This is a genomic window from Rothia mucilaginosa, from assembly GCF_964210535.1.
Lineage (GTDB): Bacteria > Actinomycetota > Actinomycetes > Actinomycetales > Micrococcaceae > Rothia > Rothia mucilaginosa_F.
In genome coordinates this window covers 19,771-35,519 of sequence record NZ_CAXOMR010000002.1, presented here as the reverse complement: position 1 = coordinate 35,519, position 15,749 = coordinate 19,771, and the positions used below count along the sequence as shown (strand labels likewise).

At 56.0% G+C, this 15,749-nt stretch carries 7 protein-coding genes and 1 other RNA gene; 7 read left to right on the top strand and 1 reads right to left on the bottom strand.

What is annotated here, in order from left to right; all coding sequences use genetic code 11:
* Nucleotides 1-120: 120 nt before the first annotated feature.
* A complete protein-coding gene (gene def / locus AB8C10_RS01380; protein ID WP_049334074.1) occupies nt 121-693 on the top strand; it encodes a peptide deformylase in 573 nt (190 codons plus the stop codon).
* A 118-nt stretch (nt 694-811) separates the two neighbouring features.
* Here the strand turns inward: def and rnpB are convergent.
* An RNA gene (gene rnpB / locus AB8C10_RS01375) (RNase P RNA component class A) lies at nt 812-1,204 on the bottom strand.
* Between the two features lie 149 nt (nt 1,205-1,353).
* On the opposite strand from rnpB, the gene AB8C10_RS01370 reads away from it, so the two are divergent.
* The 6 genes from AB8C10_RS01370 to AB8C10_RS01345 all read left to right on the top strand — a co-directional run bounded on the left by AB8C10_RS01370 (nt 1,354) and on the right by AB8C10_RS01345 (nt 15,600).
* The gene (locus AB8C10_RS01370; RefSeq protein ID WP_368866595.1) at nt 1,354-2,145 is read left to right on the top strand and encodes a YaaA family protein; all 792 of its coding nucleotides are present in this window, start codon (nt 1,354-1,356) and stop codon (nt 2,143-2,145) included.
* A 375-nt stretch (nt 2,146-2,520) separates the two neighbouring features.
* Nucleotides 2,521-3,588 (top strand): S-layer homology domain-containing protein, encoded by a 1,068-nt coding sequence (locus tag AB8C10_RS01365; RefSeq protein ID WP_368866594.1) that lies wholly within the window; start codon nt 2,521-2,523, stop codon nt 3,586-3,588.
* A 581-nt stretch (nt 3,589-4,169) separates the two neighbouring features.
* The gene (locus AB8C10_RS01360; protein WP_368866593.1) at nt 4,170-7,271 is read left to right on the top strand and encodes an S-layer homology domain-containing protein; all 3,102 of its coding nucleotides are present in this window, start codon (nt 4,170-4,172) and stop codon (nt 7,269-7,271) included.
* 252 nt (nt 7,272-7,523) lie between these two features.
* Nucleotides 7,524-10,865 carry a siroheme synthase gene (locus tag AB8C10_RS01355; RefSeq protein ID WP_368866592.1) on the top strand — a complete coding sequence of 1,114 codons (3,342 nt, stop codon included), beginning with the start codon at nt 7,524-7,526 and terminating at the stop codon, nt 10,863-10,865.
* 261 nt (nt 10,866-11,126) lie between these two features.
* A complete protein-coding gene (locus AB8C10_RS01350; protein ID WP_368866591.1) occupies nt 11,127-13,163 on the top strand; it encodes a superoxide dismutase in 2,037 nt (678 codons plus the stop codon).
* A 319-nt stretch (nt 13,164-13,482) separates the two neighbouring features.
* Complete coding sequence (locus AB8C10_RS01345; protein WP_368866590.1) at nt 13,483-15,600, top strand: peptidase; 2,118 nt, start codon at nt 13,483-13,485, stop codon at nt 15,598-15,600.
* Nucleotides 15,601-15,749 lie beyond the last annotated feature (149 nt).

Sequence of the window (15,749 nt, the reverse complement as noted above, 5' to 3'; positions counted from 1 at the left end):
TTTTACACCCGCACTTTAACCAGCGAGCGGGAACAGGGCGCACCGCATCTTCACGAGGCTGGCGCATCCGGCAAGTTCCCGTTCAGCAGTTCCCGTTCAACACAAGCAAAGGATGAATCCGTGGCTATTCGCCCCATCGTTATTCACGGCAACCCCGTTCTGCACCGCCCCGCGGCACCCGTCACCGAGTTTAATGATGAGCTCAAGGAACTCGTGGCTGACATGTACGAGACCATGGACGCATCCAACGGTGTGGGCCTGGCGGCACCGCAGATTGGTGTGGGTCTGCGCATCTTCACCTACAAGATGGAGAACGAGGACGGCGTGCCCCCGCGCGGCTGCATCATCAACCCGGTGCTGACCCTGGGCAAGATTTCTACCGCCGACCCGGACCCGTACGAAGAGGAAGAGGGCTGCCTGTCCTTCCCCGGTTACGGCTTCCCCCTCAAGCGCGCCGAGTGGGTGACCGTGAACGGTCTTGATGAGCACGGCAACCCCGTCCACTTTGAGGCGACCGGCTGGTTCGCACGCTGCATGCAGCACGAAACCGACCACCTGGACGGCAAGCTGTACGTGAACCGCCTGAACAAGAAGTGGACCAGCAAGATGAAGAAGGTCGTGAAGAAGGAAGGCTGGACCGTCGACGGTAACTCGTGGATGCCCGGCGTGGATCCGGACCCGTTCGGCCACTAATCACGAGCTCTTCTGAGCTCTCGGTTGAGAGCTTTTGTACAGAACTTAAAACGAAGACCGCGAATGCACTCTCAAGGCGCATTCGCGGTCTTCGTTTTCCATCAGCCGACGGTAGCGTGAAACGGGTCATCCTATGAGCCGGGTTCTGTCTAAAACGCCGCCCGAAGGGGCGTTTCGAGGCAATCATCTATCTAGAACGTACGTTGCCGCACGTCTCAAGCAGCCTACCCGAATACGCACCCCGATAAAGCGGGGATCGGGCGCACTACCCTACCATGGCGTATTCTGTTTGACCTTGCTCCGAATGGGGTTTACCTAGCCGGGCACGTCACCGCGCCCGCTGGTGGTCTCTTACACCACCCTTTCACCCTTACCGCGGCGAACCGCGGCGGTTTACTTTCTGTGGCACTGGCCTGCGGGTTACCCCGAGTGGATGTTATCCACCATCCTGTGCTGTGGAGCCCGGACTTTCCTCGAAGCACGTGTGCCTCGCGATTGCCCGGACGGCCCGTTTCACCTCACCCATTATACGCATACCCCTGGCGGCGGCTATTTCGCGGGTTCGTCTCACAGGCGTGGTTCCCTCACGGGCATGCCGGGGCCTCGTAGCTACGCTGCGTCTCACGGATGTCCTAGCGGCCTCGCGGGTACACTGGAGAGATGCTGATTCTTCTTCCCCCTTCCGAAGGTAAGACCCCCGCCCCGGCTGGCAATGCGCCGGTTTCTTTCGCTGACCTCTCGTTCCCTGAGCTCACTTCCGAGCGTGAGAGCGTCCTGGAGGAGCTGGCCGCGGTCAGCTCTAGCCCCGATGCCCTGGCAGAGCTCAAGGTGGGTGCATCCCTCGAGGCAGAGGTGGAATGCAATACGCGCCTGCTGACCGAACCTGCACAGCCGGCAATCCGCACCTACACGGGTGTGCTGTTCGAGGCGCTGGATTATGCGAGCTTCTCCCATGCCGAACGCGATGCCGCACACTGGTCGCTGCTGATTTCTTCGGCGCTGTGGGGTATTCTGCGCCCCGAGGACGCGATCCCCGCCTACCGTCTGTCCATGGGCGTGAAGCTGGGTTCGATTGGTGCGCTCGCCTCCTTCTGGAAGGGCGCGCTGGGCACCGCCCTGGAGGCAACCGCGAAGGACCAGCTGATTCTGGATTGCCGTTCCGCTGCCTACGCGAAGTCGTGGGTGACTCCCCCGTCGCAGACTCTGGCGGTTCGTGTGGAGCGTGTGGCGGCTGATGGTTCGCGTAAGGTCGTCTCGCACATGGCGAAGCATTACCGCGGCCTGTTTGCGCGCTACTTGATTCAGTCGGGCTTGGCGGCTCGTCCTATTGACGGTTCCACGGCTGGTATTGCCGAATTTTTGGAGGCGGTCAGCGAGGACTGGTCGGTGGAGTGCGCTCTGCCCACGGCCCGTAAGGCGGGTGTTTTGACCCTGCTGGTGCATGAGCAGTAGCGGCAACCGGTTGTTATTTCTCACTCTTGTAGAGATTCAATGTAAAGATTTTTTAACTATTTTTATGAGCGTTAAAAATGTATTTCCCCCTGTAAAACCACATTTCCCCACACTACGCGGGTAGGTTTTTGCGGGGCAGAAGGCGGGTAGTGTCCAACTATCCGCCTTCTTTTTGTGCACAGAAGTGCTTATAGTATTAAACGTCTCGCCATTGATGGCGGGTATTTCACTCACTAACATTCACAATCTCAACTCAGCGCACACGGAAACACATTACGCCACGTACGTATAGCAAACAGCTAGAGGCTTAACCAATGGTTATTGGTTTGCTAGCGTAGAAGTAACCACTCAGAAACACATCGATGGGACAATGACATGTCTACTTTTTCCTCTCGTCGCGCCCTCATTAAGGGTGCGGCTGCACTAACAGTTGCTGGCGCTTTGGGCGCGCACCACGCCGGCGAGCAGAGCGCCCAGGCTGCCACCTTGGACGTTAAGACCACTCCGCTGACGTTCAAGATTACCGAGGCGTCATTTGATATTAGCGGCTTCAACCTCAGCTACGAGATTACCGGTCTGCAGGCTGTGCTTGATACTGGCCTGTACACCCCATACATTGAGGCTGGCTACTACACCAAGGAAAAGGGCTTCACTCAGTTCTATTTCTTCGCTCTTGAGCCGAAGAAGCGCATTGAAGATGACCTCTACGTGAGGCACCACGTTATTAATCGTGACATCACTGCCGGCCCGAAGGGAAACTACGGGGTTCGCTTGTCTCTTCGTCCGCGCCGTGAGCAGTACACCATCCTGCGTACTATTGAGGTTCGCCCGACGATTGACACTGAGTTCGCGTGGGCACCGTTCATTGTGGATATTGATCTGGATGGCGAGTACGCTCCCGATATCTACAGGTCATGTAGCGCAAAGATTCTGCTGCTCGATAAGAACCGTTGCTTCCACCCTCAGCGTGCGGTGACCCGTGGCGATCTGATGGATGCAATCTACCGAGGCGCCCGCTCCCCGAAGGTGAAGCTTCCGGCGCGTTCCCCGTTCCCGGATGTGTCCCCGAAGGATGAGCGTTACGCAGCGTACATTTGGGCGTACCAGAATGGTCTGACCTCGGGCTGGTCTGACGGTAAGATGCACCCGGAGGCGGTGGCTAGCCGCGCTACGATGGCTGCGTTCTTCTACCGTTACTTTATGCTGACCCCCGGCCGCCGTCCTTCGTGGTTCAATCGCACTGTCCCGCAGGATATGAAGCCGGGTGCCCCGTTCTACACCGAGTCGGTGTGGCTGCACTCGTCGGTGAATGTTGATGTGAGCTTCATTTATAAGAGCAAGGATTTCCGTCCGACCAAGACTGCTACCCGCGAGGAGCTGGCTCGTGTCCTGTCGATGCTGGGCATGACTAGCATCAGCCGTAGCCCTTATCTCGATGATTAAGATTCGGCTGGTGCGGTGAACCGGGTGGTTGAGCCCGCGTGTTTTAGCGCGGGTTACCCTGATAACAACAGCTGAAGATAGTGGCCTGAAGAAGGGGCGGTGAGAGTTTTTCTCTCACCGCCCCTTTTCGTGTGCCCATTTTCTAGTGCTGACACTGTTGGGCGCCGTTTTTGGTGCTGGTTATGTTTCCAGTTTTTGTTTCTCTATGTGTGGTCTTTTTGGGGGGTTTTGGCTTTATCTAGAACCGGGACGTAATTTTTGAATTTTTTGTCTTATAACTCTCATCGGCATGTTTTTCTCGTGTTTTCATTGATTGTTTAAGACGCGGGTTGGTAGGCTGAAATTGCACTTCAGCATGCCGCTGCGGCGGGTCCTCTACGATGTGGATTCGGTGTAGGCTCAGCGCGGTGGACTGTCACTCATTAATCCTCTCAACTTCTTTTCTCCTTCACCCTCATTCATGCAGAAAATCAGATTGGATAATGATGTCCTCATTCTTTAAACCGCCCCATGGTGCACACCGAAAAGTTGCGGGCGCTTCCCTGGCGTTGGGCTTGACTCCGCTGCTGGCTTTGACGCCGGTGGCAGCTCAGCCGGCGCCCGCTTCCCCCGCTCAGCAGGCAGCACCTCAAGAAGCACCTGCACAGAACGCCCCCGCACCGAACACGCCAGCCCAGAACGTAGCTCAGGGTGATCAGCAGGATGCGTCCCTACCGACCCTGCGCGTGACCAGCGGAACCCTCGACATTCTTCACGGCGGCACCGTCCACGTGGAGGGTACCGGGCTGAGCCCCGAGTTCTTGGCACATCATGAGCTGCGTAGCCTCACAATTGCCCCGAAGGGCTCTTCAACCTACACCAACCCCTACCAAAAGGTCGATCACCGCGGCCTCGTCTTTGACGCCCCGAAACCGGCTGCCGACGGCAGTTTCAGCGCCGACCTGACGGTTCCGGCAAATAGCCTCCCGGCAAACCTGGAGTACGAGGTCATTCTGACCTACCGCCCCGTAGACGATGCGCACCCTTACGCGTGGAACACTGAGGACCGCGTCCGTGCGGCGCTACCGGTGGAGTTCAACCTCCCGAAGGCGGCGCTCCCCTCCATCACCTATGATGTTTCGGCTATTTCTGAGGAGCAGATTGCTTCCGGTCAGCCGGTTGAGGTGACGTTGACGGGTACCGGTTTTCAGGATGTCAGTTCCTTGAGTTTCACGCTGTCTGAGCAGGGAACAATTAGGACCTACAGCGTGGCTTCTTTGGGCGAGTTCCAGGCGCCGGATACGGAAGAGAATCAGCGCATTTTCAAGGGCCTGATTCCTAACGGCTATTTCCAGAAGAAGATCACGATCCCCGCGGGAGTCCTGAAGTCCGGCAAAGGGTATTACCTAGATGTTTACGGTGTGGAAACCCACGGGTGGAATAAGCTGTCGCGTAAGTTCCCCTTCGTTCCGGTGGGCAATAACCCCGCACACATGGCGTATCAGAATAATTCGTTCAGGAACACCCTGCCGAAGGTATCTGTGTCTTCCCCGAACTTTGATCCCGGTCAGGACCGCGTCTATAAGGTGACTATTTCTAATATTTCACCCGAGGTTGACCTGGGGTACTACATTGACTCTGTGGCGATTTATAACGCTACCTCTGGTGAGTCCAAGCCTTTCGCGGTCAACGATGTAGCGAGCTACTACTATAAGCGTGACGAGCTGGTAACCCGCAATGCTGACGGCACCCGTACGGTAGAAGTCGAATATAAGGTTCAGGATGATGACGGGTTCTACCCCTCTCACGTGGGCTCGACGGCAGAAGTTCGGGTAACGTTCTCGGATTCTGAGTATTTGTACGGTAGCCATAAGTTCACGGTGAGCGCGCAGCTTCCGATGGTGCCTCCTGCCGCTGATACGGTTCGCCCGGTGAACCCCGGAAACGTGCAGCTGAAGGTCGATTCGGGAACCCTCAATATTTCTCAGGGCGGCACGGTGTCGGTGACGACTTCCCCGTTGAGCGCTGAATTCCGTCAGAAGTACACCTTCTACGAGCTGGCTCTGGTGCGACGTGGATCGGTGTACGTGCATGATTGGCGTAATAATAATCCGCCTCTCGACCAGTACGGCGGGTTTCTCAAGGATTTGAAGCATCAGGTGCGTGAGAACCCGGACGGTAGCCTCACCTACACGTTTGAGGTTCCCCCGCAGTACGTTGAGGCGGCGGACGGCGAGCTCTTTGACGTGTTCATGTCGTACTACCCCTCGGATGTAAATGAGCTGGATTTGTTGAGTCCGATATATCGTATTTACATCCGCGCCCATATTGATGTGGTTCAGGACGCGCAGCCTACCCGCGCGACCTACCGTTTCAGCCGGTCTGCGATTGATAACCCGTGGAAGGATACGACGCTGAGGGTTGAGGGTTGGCACGTCCTCTCGCAGGCTAATAACTTCGCGGGGGATGGTGAACAGCCGGTTCTCGCCTTGTATGAGGCTGACCCGGCAACAGGCAAGATGGTGGGTCAGCCCGTGTTCACGCACACGCTGGAGTTCACTAACCAGCAGGATAACTACGGCACGTTCCGTAACAACTACCTCAACACGGAGATGACGATTCCGGCGGGTACGTTGAAGCCGGGCAAACTGTACTTCATGGGCGTGTACGGTGGCGGGGTGCCTTACCCCGGCATGGAAGATTCTCCGGGTTCTATGCTGAATGATGTTGCGGAGTTCCTGCCGGTGCATTCCCCCGATCAGGAGTCCACGGGGCCCGCACTGCACCTTGGGTCGGTAAGTTTGAGCCCGTACGCGAAGACGAACTCGTTTACGGCACGCGCTACCGGGCTCTCTGCACCGGGTGAAGGATCGTACCGCCTCTCGGTGCAGCATGTTGATGAGCAGGGTCATTTGACCGGTCAGACGGTGTTCCAGCAGGCAATCCCGGCTGACCTCATCAAGGACGGCAGGGTGGAGCTGAATCTGACGATTGATCAGCAGCTGAGCTATTCGGGTGCGTACCGTCTGTTTATGGAGAGGGTCACCCCCGGTAAGGATGGTGCCAGCGAGTCGGTGGAGCAGCTTGCTGTCGAGGATATTCCTCTGAAGCTGACGCGTGAGGGTGAGTTGCAGGCTGCTGAACGCTGGTTTGCTGATCGTGAGATTCTGCCTGGTCCTTCGCCGATGTCCTGGAATAGCAATCTGACGCGCCGCGATGTGACGGTGGCGCTGTACCGATTGGCTGGTTCCCCAAAGGTTGAGCTACCTGCTTTTAGCCCGTATGCGGATGTGGCAACGAGCGACCCGGACTACGCCGCGTTCATTTGGGCTCGTCAGAAGGGTATTACCTTCGGTTGGGCGGACGGCAAGTTCCACCCGGATGCGCCCCTTTCGACCCCGTCGACGGTGGCTTTCCTGTACAGGTATCAGAAGGCGATGGGTCAGGTCACGCCGAAGGCGCCGGCCTCTTCTTCGCTGCCGGGTAACCAGGATGCGCCCCAGAGTTCCGGTGGCTGGCAGCATAAGGTTCGTGAGGGTAGCGCTTTCTGGCGTGAGGCTCAGTGGGCTGTTGATTACCGCATGTGGGGTTACAGCGTTGACGGGGAATACGCCTATGAGGGCTTTGATAATTCTTCCATTTCCTCTGGTGATTTGGCGTTGATGCTGTACCGCATGGAGCACGGTGGTAGCCACCTCAAGTAACGCCAGGTCGTGGTGAGGAGGTAACCGGTGGGCTGGAATGTTCGGATTAGTTCGACTTTTCAGCCCGCCGGTACCGTCCCGATTTTTCTTCCCTGCCTTCTGCGAGTTCTTTTGCCCGGCACCAGGCTTTACGGGGCTTCTTCTCCCCTGTTTTTTTGGGGGGGGTCTTTTCACGTTTTATCCACTCGACTTCTTCGCTTGCTTCATATACTCGCTCGCTTCATTCACCGTACAGTTTTTGTAGATGGGATAATGATGTCTTCATTCTTCACACCACGAGGTGCCCCGCACCCTTCTGATACCCCGCGCCACCCGGCGAGCGCCCGCGCACTCAGCCTGTCGCTACTGCTGGGTTTGAGCCCACTGGCCGGTATCACCCCGGCGGCACTAGCTGCGCCCGAAAACCCGGCGCAACCGGCACAGGTTGCACCCGCTCAGGCAGACCCTGAACAGGCAACCCCCGCCTCCCCCGCCGCAGCTTTAGTTCAGAAGCAAGCAGACAACCAGCAAAATCCTGCAGCCCAGGGCGAGCAGACCAGTTCGCTACCGACTTTGCGCGTCGCTAGAGGAGCACTAAGAATTTATGCCGGAGGCACGGTGCATGTTGAGGGTGCCGGCTTCACTCCCGAATTCTTGGCGCACAATGAGCTACGTAGCCTCATTATTGTGCCCAAGGGTTCCTCTACCTACGTGGGTCCTCACCAGGAGCCAACATACCAGGGGCCGCGTTTTGACGTTCCGGCGCCTGCCCCAGACGGGACTTTCAGCGCTGACTTGGAAGTATCTTCCAACGGCATACCTGCGGGCATGGAGTACGAAGTTATTTTGACCTACCGCCCGCTAGATGAAGCGCACCCCTATCAGTGGAATACTGAGGATCGTATTCGTACGGCGCTCCCTGTGACGAATGATTTTCCGCAGTCTGTTTTGCCTTCTATTACCTATGATGTGGATTCTATTTCTGAGGAGCAGATTAATTCCGGAAAACCAGTTGAAATCAATATGATGGGTTCGGGTTTTGACGGGATGAATAAGTTAAGCTTTACTCTCGTTGAATATGATCCGGCTGCAAATGTTACCCATAAATATCTCAAGGAGCTGGAGTCTTTTGATCCTTCAGATTCTCCGTACTTTAAGCGTGTTTTTCATGACCTAATTCCTAACGGTCATTTTCAGCATAAAATTACGATTCCTGCCGGTCTTTTGAAATCAGGCAAGGGTTATTATCTGTCGGTACAGGGAGACTCTCCTTCAGGCCCGATTGCTATGAGGCGTGCCTTCCCCTTCGTTCCTGTGGGCAAGAACCCCATGAAAATGCCTTACCAGAGCAATACGTACCGCAATACTCTTCCGAAGGTTTCGTTGTCTCCTCAGACGGTTGACCCGTACCATGAGGGGAAATATAAAGTTACTATTTCTAATATTTCCCCGGAAGTTGATTTGGGGTACTACATTGGGTCAATCAGTGTTTATAGTAAAACCGCTCAAAAAACGATTACCAACCTCAACGTTAATAGTGACCATTACTATGAACGTGACAAAATTGTGGTCCGTAACCCCGACGGCACCCAAACCGTAGAACTTGAAATTAATGCTGAGGATATTAAAGAGCTACAGGGCGTGTATTTGGGTTCCGAAGCGGAACTGAGGGTCTATTTCTCAGATAATCCTTACTACGGTTCAGAGAACCATAATTTTACGGTTACTGCACCAGTTCAGCTGGCGGATTCCCCTACCCCGTTGACCCCTCCCACCCCTGCGGAGGATAAGAAACCTGACAACCCGGTTGGCATGAAGCTCACCTCGGGCACCCTCAACATTTCTGAGGGCGGTACTGTCTCTGTGACCACCGCGCCGCTGAGTGCCGAGTTCCGCGCGAAGTACACGCTGTATGAGTTCGGCATTGTGGAGCGCGGTGAGAATTACCTTGAGTCACATTACGGCAATCCGCTTCCTGAGGCGCAGTACGGCAGCAAGGTTGCCGACCTCCGTGCTGAGGGTAAGGCCCACGATAATCCTGATGGGAGTGTCACGTTCACTCTTGATATTCCGAAGCAGTGGATGATGGTTCCGGAGGGCACCCTCTTCGACGTGGTGCTGACTTACTACCCGTCCGATAAGCCTGACCCACACGACTATCCGTATGAAGATTATCGTCTTACGGCACGAATTCCCTTGCCCACGGTGCGCGACCCTGAGCCTGAACAGCCGACGTACCGCTACAGCATTTCGGCGATTGATAAGCCGTGGCAGGATACGACTCTGACGGTTGAGGGCTACCATATTCTTCCCCCGAATATCGTAGGTGGATACGACAGCCAGGCGTACGTCACTCTGTACGAGGCAGACCCGGCTACGGGAAAGATTATGGGACGTCCTGTTTTCTCCCATGTTGTTCCGTTGACGGGCAACTGCTTGCATCACTGTACTGGGTTCCGCAATAACTATTTCGGCACGAAGATGACGATTCCGGCGGGTACGTTGAAGCCGGGTAGGCTCTACATGATTGGCATCTACGGTTCTAATCTGCCTCACCCGGGTGAGGAGGATTATAGCGGTAGCCTGCTGACCAGTGTTGCGCAGTTCCTTCCGGTGCGTTCAGGGCAGCCGAGCGATAACCAGCCGAACCCTGACCAGCCTGTAGCGCGTCCGGACTTGTACATTCCGTATAAGCGCATCAGCCCGTACCAGGAGATGAATACCCTCACCGCACGCGTCTCGAATCTTCCGAAGCTTACCGATGGCCATTACCGTTTCTCGGTTCAGGCAACGGATATTTTCGGCGAGCTGACCGGCGAGAAGGCTTTGGAGCAGGTTATTCCCGCTGAGCGCATCCACGATGGTGCCGCTGAGGAGACGCTGAACGTCCCCGGTAGCGCGCTGAATTATGAGGGATCGTACAAGGTTGTTCTGGAGAAGGTAACCCCAGGCAAGGACGGTGCCGCGGATGCGGTCGAGCCGGTGGCTTCTGAGAATCTTGACCTCTTGGCGAATACTACCGAGGAGCAGAAGGCGGCTGTCGAGTGGGTTAAGCAGCAGGCTCTTCTGGACGAGAGTAAGACCGTTTTGAGTCGCCGCGATGTCACGGTGGCGCTGTACCGTCTGGCGGGCGCACCTCATGTTGAGCTGCCTGCAACCAGTCCTTATGCGGATGTGGCACCGAGCGACCCGGACTACGCCGCGTACATTTGGGCTCGTCAGAAGGGTATTACCTTCGGCTGGGCGGACGGTAAGTTCCACCCGGAGGCGGCCCTTTCGACGCGTTCTGTGGTGGCGTTCCTGTATAGGTACCAGCGGATGGTTGCCCCGGCTCCTGCGCCGGAGTCGAGCAGTGTGCCGTCTTCGTCTGTGCCCAAGAACAGTAGCGTGCCGGGTGATTCTCCTGTCCGAGTTTCGCGTTCGCATTGGTCCGATTATGAGCGTACGGATACTGCATTCTGGCGGGAGTCGCTGTGGGCTACTCAGCAGTTCATCTGGGGTTATACGGATTATGATCACCGCTACGCCGAGGGTTTCAGTTCGGATGCTGTTTCATCTTCGGAGTTCTCGGTCATGCTGTACCGTATGGCGCACGGCGGCAGCCGTCTTAGTTAGTTTCGGTTCGTGAGGGGGCTGGCGGGCTGTGTTCTTCGAGTTGTTGTGCCCGCAGGCTCAGCAGCTAGACAGTCCCGCCCCTAGCATCCTTTACAGGCACCGGTGTGGGGAATCGGGAGCGTTACCTGATGGGAGTCTTCCCACGAGTAGCGTCCCGGTTTCCCGACCCTTGATTTGCTCAACCTTTTCACTCGCTTTGCTTATTCACGCTTCACCTGTTCATTCGCTTCACTCACCGTATAGTTTTTTATAGATGGGATAATGATGTCTTCATTCTTCACACCACGAGGCGCCCCGCCGCATTCCGATACCCCGCGTCACCCGGCAAGCGCCCGCGCGCTCAGCCTATCATTGCTGCTGGGTTTGAGCCCGCTTGCCGGTATCACCCCGGCGGCACTAGCTGTGCCCGAACACCCGGCGCAACCGGCACAGGCGACCCCAACCTCCGCCGCTGCAACTCTAGAGGACGCTAACGAGTCCGAGCAGACGCTTCCGCATGTGCGAGAAGAGCCCCGCAACCCTGAAATGGACGGGTTTAAAGTCTCTCCCGAGACTCTCAACATTTCTCGAGGCGGCACTGTAACGCTGACGACGCCTCCGCTCAGCGCTGAGTTCCGTCAGAATTACGAATTCTACGAATTTTCTCTGGTCGAACGCGGTTCTTCTTACTTCCATCTTGGGCATAACTACTTCCGCACGCCGGGTACCCAGTACGGCTACGTCTTTGACCGTGAGCCCAACCCGAAGCAGATGGTAGAAAACCCGGACGGGAGCTATACCTTCTTCCTTAATGTTCAGCCGCTCATTATTGAGGCTGAAGAAGGCACTCTTTTCGACGTCATTCTGACGTACTACCAGAAGGGCTACCATCCGGGGCCTTGGCAGTCTGATCTCCGTCTCGTGGCACGTGCACCTATTAATGTTGTGCAGGACCCTAAGCCTACCGAGACGAAGTACATTTTCGGTACCTCCGCGATTGATGACCCGTGGAAGGATACGACTCTGACGCTTGAGGGGTTCCACATTACTGCGCGCGGTAATCGTGAATACCTGGGAGGTCCGGCGCTTCTGGCTCTTTATGAAGTCGACCCGAAGACCGGAAAGATTGTAGGCGAACCGGCATTCACCGATTGGATTCGGTACACGGATTGCGGTGAGTTCTGTAGCGGCTTCCTGAATGAGCATTTTAAGACGTCTATTACGATTCCTGGGGGCACGCTTAAGCCGGGTAAGGTCTATAAGCTTGGTTTCTACGGTTATGATCGCCCGGAGGATGAGAAGTACCCCGGTGAGTTGCTGAATGATGTTGCTGATTTCATTCCGGTACGTTCGCCTAATAAGGAATCGGCTAGCCCTGAGATGTATCTGAAGGCTACGACGGTGAGCCCTTATGATGGGGAAAATATTCTGCCGGTACGTGCAGTGGGTCTGAAGAAGCAGCCTGGGGTTTCTTACCGTTTCTCGGTGCAGCATGTTGACGAGCAGGGACGTCTGACCGGTCAAAAAGCGCTGGAACAGGAGATTGCTGCTGAGAACATCCATGACGGCACGGTGGATGAGAAGCTGAATGTCCTCGGTGAGGCGCTGAATTATGACGGCTCATATAGGCTCGTTTTGGAGAAGGTGACTGCCGGCAAGGACGGTGCGGTTGAGTCGGTTGAGCAGCTTACTTCGAAGGACCTACAGCTGGAGGTGACGAAGGATAAGGAGGGCGATGTTGCCTGGGAGTGGTTTAGGTATCGTCAGATTCTTCCTGAGTTTTCTGAGTCAGGTAGGAACAGCTATATGACGCGCCGTGATATTACGGTGGCGTTGTACCGTCTGGCGGGTTCCCCGAAGGTGGAGCTTCCGGCTACGAGTCCTTATGGAGATATCACTCCGGATGACCCGGACTATGCGGCATATATTTGGGCTCGTCAGCAGGGCGTGACCTTTGGCTGGGTTGACGGGAATTTCCACCCGTATGTGCAGCTTTCTCCTCGCTCTATTGTTGCGTTCCTGTACAGGTATCAGCGTTCACACGGTAAGGTGTCCCCCAGCTTGCCGACTGCCGCACCTCAACCTCGTAATGGTAGCTTGCCGGGATTGAAGGATTCTGAGCTGAGCACTAAGAATTGGGCTACGGAGTTGGAGGAAGGTAGCGCTTTTTGGCGTGAATCTCGGTGGGCTGTACAGCAACGCATTTGGGGTTACGCCAAGGATGGGCGACACGAGTACTTTACGTGGGAGCAAACGCCCACCGATGACTTGGCGTTGATGCTGTACCGTATGGAGCACGGCGGCAGCCGTCTCAAGTAGTTACCCTGAAGTAGTTATTTGAGAGTCGCCTCCCGCGGCCACGCAGCCTGATACTGTGTTGCTTTACAATCGGTGATGGCGGGCTGAAATTTCGGGCTGATTCGCCCGGCTTTTCAGCCCGCCAGCACTTTCGCTAAGGCGCCTGGTGCACCCCTTTTTCTACTCAACTTTTCGTTCATTTTCACCGTTTATTTCTCCCCTTCCACTCAACGTTTTCCCTCACTCACTTCAATCACCGTATAGAAAACCACTGTGCAGAAAACCACCGTGTAAAGCCGCGGTATAGAAAGCACAGTGCAGAACATTAGATGGGATAACCGTGTCTTCTTTCTTCCAACCAACCACAACTCAGGGCGCTAAGACGCCTGCCCAGAAAAACCGCCTCCAAAATACCCGGGGCAAGAAGGCAATCAGCCTCTCCCTGCTGTTGGGCATGACCCCGCTTGTGGGTATTACCCCGGCGGCGTTGGCGGCACCGAACCAGCCTGCACAGGTGGAGCCTGCTCAATCGGATCCGGCGAGCCCTGCCTCCCCCGCCGCATCGTTGCAGATAACCCCCGTAGCTGCCGCCCCCGCCGCCTCAGGCACAGGTGCCGCCGCCACTGACGTCAGCGGTGCCGACAAGATTGATTTGAAGGTCACCACCGGCACCCTCAACATTTCTCAGGGCGGCACGGTGTCCGTGACGACCTCCCCGTTGAGCCCCGAGTTCCGTAAGAAGTACAAGCTCTTCCAGTTCGGTCTCGTAAACCGTGGTACCGGTTACGAGTGGTCCCGCACCGGCGAGGCAACCCAATATCCCCTGTACAGCGGCAGGGTCGATCATCTTCGAGAAGACGGCATCGTCCACGACAACCCGGACGGAAGCATCACCTTCACCTTCGAGGTCAAGAAGCAGACCATCCGGGCAACCCCTTCGCCTGCCCTTGACGTGGTGTTGACCTACTATCCGGCGGGCGAACCTGAGCCGAGCGCTGAGGAGTATGAGGATCCCCGTCTTACTGCCCGCACTCCACTCAGCCTGACGCAGGACCCTGAGCCGGGTCAGACTACTTACGTGTACAGCATGCCGGCGGTCGATAACCCCTGGGTTGATACGCAGCTGAAGATTGAGGGCTACCATATTCTCTCTAAGCAGCTTGTTGAGCCGGGGAGTGCCCCGGCATATCTGACTCTGTATGAGGTTGACCCTGCAACGGGAAAGATGGTGGGCAAGCCTGTTTTCACCCATAAAGTTCGTTATACGGATTGCGGTGAATACTATTGCTGGAGTTTTCTGAACAACTATTTCTCTGCGGATGTGACAATTCCTGCGGGTACTCTGCGACCGGGTAAGTCGTACATGATTGGCGTCTACAGCGGCCTCTTCCCGAATCCGGATGAGGAGAAGGTACCCGGTAGCCTCTTGACGGATGTTGCCCCGTTTATTCCGGTGCGCTCACCCAACTCGAACACCGAGGTGAAGGATGCCGCCCCGGTTCTGCGTGTTGAGCCGCAGCAGATGGACCAATATCGTTCTGATTCACCGCAGGTGAGCCCCTATTGGGAGAAGAACACGTTGCAGGTGCGTGCCGTAAATCTGCCGAACCTCACTGAGGGTCATTACCGCTTCTCACTGCAGGCTACGGATGCTTCTGGCAATCTGACCGGTCAGAAGGCGCTGGAGCAGGATATTGCGGCTGACCGCATCCAGAGCGGTTACACGGAGGCGACGCTCACTGTTCCTGGTGAGGCGCTGAATTATCAGGGCGGTTACAAGCTGGTGGTGGAGAAGGTTCTTCCCGGTCAGGGTGGTGCCGCGGATTCTGTGCAGCAGGTTGTTTCTACTGACATTGGTTTGGTGGTGAACGCGTTTGAGGAGAGTGAGGCTGCGAAGAGGTGGTACAAGGCTCAGCAGCTTCCCAAGTCAGAGCTCTATTATTCTGAGAATATGACGCGCCGTGATCTGACGGTGGCTCTTTATATGTTGGCGGGTTCGCCGAAGGTTGAGCTTCCGGAGGCCAGCCCGTATCCGGATGTTCAGCCTAGCGACCCGGACTATGCCGCGATTGTGTGGGCTCGTCAGCAAAGCATTACGTTCGGTTGGATTGATGGTAATTTCCACCCGGATGCGAAGGTTTACAATTCTTCGGCGGTGGCATTCCTGTATAGGTATCAGAGGGCGCAGGGTAAGGTTCCTGCGGCGAAGCCTCGTCCTGTTTCTTCGGCATCAAAGAAGAGTAGCCTGCCGGGTGGTTCTTCTGAACATGGGTGGAATACTGTTCTTGGCTGGCATTACTCGTTCCGTAAGGAGTCCCAGTGGGCGATTGATCAGCACATTTGGGGTTATATCAGCGAACAGTCTACCTATGAGGCGTATGTGCCGTCGTTTATTGGGCACACGGAACTCGCTACGATGCTGTACCGCATGGAGCACGGCGGCAGCCGTCTCACATAGTGTCCCGTTCTCGGTGTTAGCTATTTTGAATGGCTTTCGTCAAATAGGCGACTTTACGACCCTGTTTATGTGCCACTTTTATTGTGGGTGACTTTTATGTTGCCTTGCCCACCGCATTGTGAATATTTTCAACCTGCAGAGGTTGCATA